Source organism: Prosthecobacter sp. (assembly GCF_029946185.1).
Classification (GTDB): Bacteria; Verrucomicrobiota; Verrucomicrobiia; order Verrucomicrobiales; family Verrucomicrobiaceae; genus Prosthecobacter.
The window spans coordinates 172-3,944 of the sequence record NZ_JAQSEA010000008.1; the positions used below are offsets into that span (position 1 = coordinate 172).

A 3,773-nucleotide genomic window follows, 5' to 3' on the forward strand; every position below is an offset into this window, starting at 1 on the left:
AGAGGCGGAGGAGCCGATGCGGCGTGCTTTGAAGATTGATGAAGCCAGCTATGGTCCAGATCATCCAACGGTGGCAATCTGCCTCAACAACCTCGCGCAGTTGCTTAAGGCCACCAATCGTCTTGAAGAGGCGGAGGAGCCGATGCGGCGTGCTTTGAAGATTGATGAAGCCAGCTATGGTTCAGATCATCCCACGGTCGCCAGAGGCCTTAACAATCTCGCTCTGTTGTTTAAGAAGACCAACCGTCTTGCTGAGGCGGAGGGGCCAATGCGACGAGCTCTGGGCATTTTGTTCCGATTCACTCAAACGGTAGGGCATAAGCACCCTCATCTCGATTCGACCATCAAAAACTATACTCAGATCCTCGTGGAATCAGGAAAGACTCCCGAACAGGCACAGACCGAAATCGCAGCCCTGCATACAGAGTATGGCGTTCCGCAAAGCTAATGCGGCACCCACAGCGATACTGAGCAGAGATGCAAAAAAAGGCGGCTGGAAACACCAGCCGCCCCACTTTCAGATTCAACGCTTTCCTTCTTCCATCACGCGTCCTGATGACTCTTGTCGGGTCATGCGATGGTCGTCGAGTTTCTCCGCCAACCAACGGCTGGCGAGTTGGGTCATCGGGATGCCCTCGGCTTTGGCCGCATGGTAGAGCGGTGAGATGAGCGCGCGTTCCAGTCTAGGGGAGTCGTACTTGGTTTGCATAGTCTGTTGTCGAACTCGCCCAGCGACGAGGTACTCACCACGATGAGTCATTGTAACACCCAGGTGACGAGTGCCCGTGGCTGAAAAGCCGCTAAGAAGGCAATGGCTGGAAACAACCCGCCAAAGTGATTCCTCCCTGCTGCCGGATGCTATGCAGAGACGCAGCCGCCGCAAAGTAGTCCAGTTGCGCCGCAACTGGATCTGGAAACAAACCAACTCCCACTTCAAAAAAATTTGCGTCTTCTGCGTTTTTTTGCGGCCATCTCTCATCCCCCTCATCATTGACAAATCCCCAATCTCGCGCACTCTATCACCGCGTCTTATGACACCCCGCCCTCTCATCATCATATTTCATTCAGCCCGGCTACGGCCAGGGTTCGGGATGACTATGTCATAGAGGACAGAAGTCAGATACTGCTGCTATCCCCGGGAGCCCTGAATGCCGTCAGTCTGCATCAGGGCCTTTTCATATCCTTCCGGGGAGCAGCACGTTCACATCGAACATCTGACTCTTATGAAACTCAATACGACTGACTCGGGCCGCATCCGCAACATTGGCATCGCCGCCCACATTGACGCTGGCAAAACCACGCTCACCGAACGCATTCTCTTCTACGCAGGCGCCATCCATGCCTGCGGAGACGTGCACGAAGGCAACACCACCACCGATTTCTCGGACATCGAACGCGAGAAGGGGATCACCATCTCCTCCGCCGCGGCTCCATGCTCGTGGACTCAGCAGCCCGTCGCTGGCCTCACCCGCCTCTTCACCGGCCAGCCCCATCGCCTCAACCTCATCGATACCCCCGGCCACGTCGATTTCACCGCCGAAGTCGAGCGCTCCCTCCGCGTGCTCGACGGCGCAGTCGCCGTCTTCTGCGGGGTCGGTGGTGTGCAGCCACAAAGCGAAACCGTCTGGCGTCAGATGGATCGATACCGCGTACCCCGCGTCGCATTCATCAACAAGATGGACCGCCTCGGCGCAGACTTCGCCCGCGTCGTCGGCGAACTCCAGACCAAGCTCGGCGCCACCGCCTGGCCCGTCCTCCTGCCCTGGGGTGCCGAATCCGCATTGCTCGGCCAGCTCGACATCATCGAGCAGCGCGCCCTGCGTACCCATGCCGACTCGCCCACCGGCTTCACCGTCGAAGACATTCCCACCGAATGGCTCACCCCGGTCGAATCCGCACGTCGTGATCTCATCCAGGCCCTCGCCAGCCTCGACGACGAAATCGCCGAACTCTGGATCGACAGCCTCCCCGTGCCCGCGCAGGCACTCCGCACAGCGATACGTCGTCAGACCATCGCAGGCCGCTTCGTGCCCGTCATCGGCGGCAGCGCTTATAAACACATCGGCGTCTCCGCGTTGGTCGATGCCATCGTGGATTTCCTCCCTGCACCCGAAGAAGTGCAGCGCGTGAATGCCATCGATGCCCCACTCGCCGCGCTCGCCTTCAAAATCGTGCGTCATCCACAGGCAGGCCGCCTCGTCTATGTCCGCGTCTATTCCGGCACCCTCCAAAAAGGCACTCCACTGCTCAATCCGCGCCTCGGCAAAACCGAGCGCTGCGGCAGGCTGCTCCGTGTCTTCGCGAACCGCCGCGATGAACTCGAAAGCGTCCAGGCAGGCGACATCTGCGCCGTCACCGGCCTCAACAACTTCAGCACAGGCGATACCCTGTGTCTGGTAGATCATGCCATCATGCTTGAGCCGCCCGTGTTCCCCGAACCCGTCGTCAGCATGGCCATCGAGCCCGCGAAGTCCGCCGACCAGTCACGTCTGGCCACCGCCCTCTCACGCCTCAGCGATGAAGACCCCACCTTCCGCGTCCGCACCCATGAAGAGACCGGCCAGTGCCTCATCTCCGGCATGGGCGAGCTGCACCTCGAAGTGATCCGCGAAAAACTCCTGCGCGAGCATGGCGTCGAAACCCTCGCCGGCGCACCCGAGATCGCATGCCGTGAAACCATCACGCAGCAGGCAGAAGCCGACCACTTGCTCAAAAAGCAAAACGGCGGCTCCGGCATGTATGCCCGTGTGAAGCTCAGCGTGCAGCCCCTTGAGCGCGGCTCAGGCATCATCATCGAAGACGCCATCAACGGCGGCAGCATCCCCACCCAGTTCATGGGCGCGGTGCGCCGTGGCATCACCGAAGCCGCCGTCGCCGGCCCCCTGCGCGGCAGCCCGCTCGTCGATGTCCGCGTCCGCATCATCGACGGCGCATTCCACGCCAAGGACTCCAACGACCAAGCCTTCCGCATGGCCGCTGGCGAAGCCCTCCGCGAAGCCCTGCGCCACGCAGCCCCCGTGCTGCTGGAGCCCGTCATGCAGGTCGAGTGCACCGTCACCGACGATTACCAAGGAGAAATCCTCGGCGATCTCAACCGCCGTCGCGCCCGCATCACCGGCATCGACCACCACGGCACCGAATCCGGCATCCTCGCCCAAGTCCCCCTCGCCGAAATGTTCGGCTACGCGGGTGCCATAAGGAGCCTCTCACGCGGCCGCGCCAGCTACTCCATGGTCCCCACAAGCTATGAAGTAGTCCCCGCATCCGTGCTGCCCCGCATGCTCAAAACATAACCCATAAAACCACGCGGAGCCCGTTTCTAAAAAGAAGCGGGCTCCGTTTTTGTGCGTCAAGTGGTCAAGGAATGGTCAAGCAGTCAAGGCGTGCCGCCGAAGCAAAATCGTCCTCTTCTTCTATGTCTGGAGGCTGGCTTGGAGTATTGGGCGCTTCAGCACCTCGGACGGTACTGTCTATCAACTCATTCTCGGGGCAAATTTGATACGAAGGCGCGAAAGGCGGGCTCATTTCGAATAAGATCGAAATCAGAGTCTTTAGCTAATTCTTCGGCAGTGATTTTATGTCCACATTCAGCGGCAACATGAAGCCACTGAACCGATTCGGACTCATGGTTTTTCAGGGCTTTCAGGCATGCCAGATTGTAAGCTGCTGAGCCACGTTGGATCGCTTCTGCAGCTAGCAATTGTTGAGATGCCTCTGTCCAGAGCCGGTCGGCCTCAGCTCCCTGTTTGGTTTTCGCCTGTGCCGAGAGCGCA

At 59.6% G+C, this 3,773-nt stretch carries 3 protein-coding genes and 1 pseudogene; 2 read left to right on the forward strand and 2 right to left on the reverse strand.

Features of this window, described 5'->3' with window-relative positions; genetic code table 11:
• A partial coding sequence (locus tag PSV43_RS00280; protein ID WP_300192510.1) for a tetratricopeptide repeat protein occupies positions 1-448 on the forward strand: 448 nt, incomplete at its 5' end.
• A gap of 75 nt (positions 449-523) precedes the next feature.
• Here the strand turns inward: PSV43_RS00280 and PSV43_RS00285 are convergent.
• The gene (locus tag PSV43_RS00285; protein WP_300192512.1) at positions 524-979 is read right to left on the reverse strand and encodes a hypothetical protein; all 456 of its coding nucleotides are present in this window, start codon (positions 977-979) and stop codon (positions 524-526) included.
• Positions 980-1,223: 244 nt separating this feature from the next.
• Here PSV43_RS00285 and fusA point away from each other — a divergent pair, with 244 nt between their 5' ends.
• Positions 1,224-3,293 carry an elongation factor G gene (fusA, locus tag PSV43_RS00290; RefSeq protein ID WP_300192514.1) on the forward strand — a complete coding sequence of 690 codons (2,070 nt, stop codon included), beginning with the start codon at positions 1,224-1,226 and terminating at the stop codon, positions 3,291-3,293.
• 185 nt (positions 3,294-3,478) lie between these two features.
• Here the strand turns inward: fusA and PSV43_RS00295 are convergent.
• Positions 3,479-3,773: pseudogene (locus PSV43_RS00295) on the reverse strand (hypothetical protein); the annotation flags it as partial.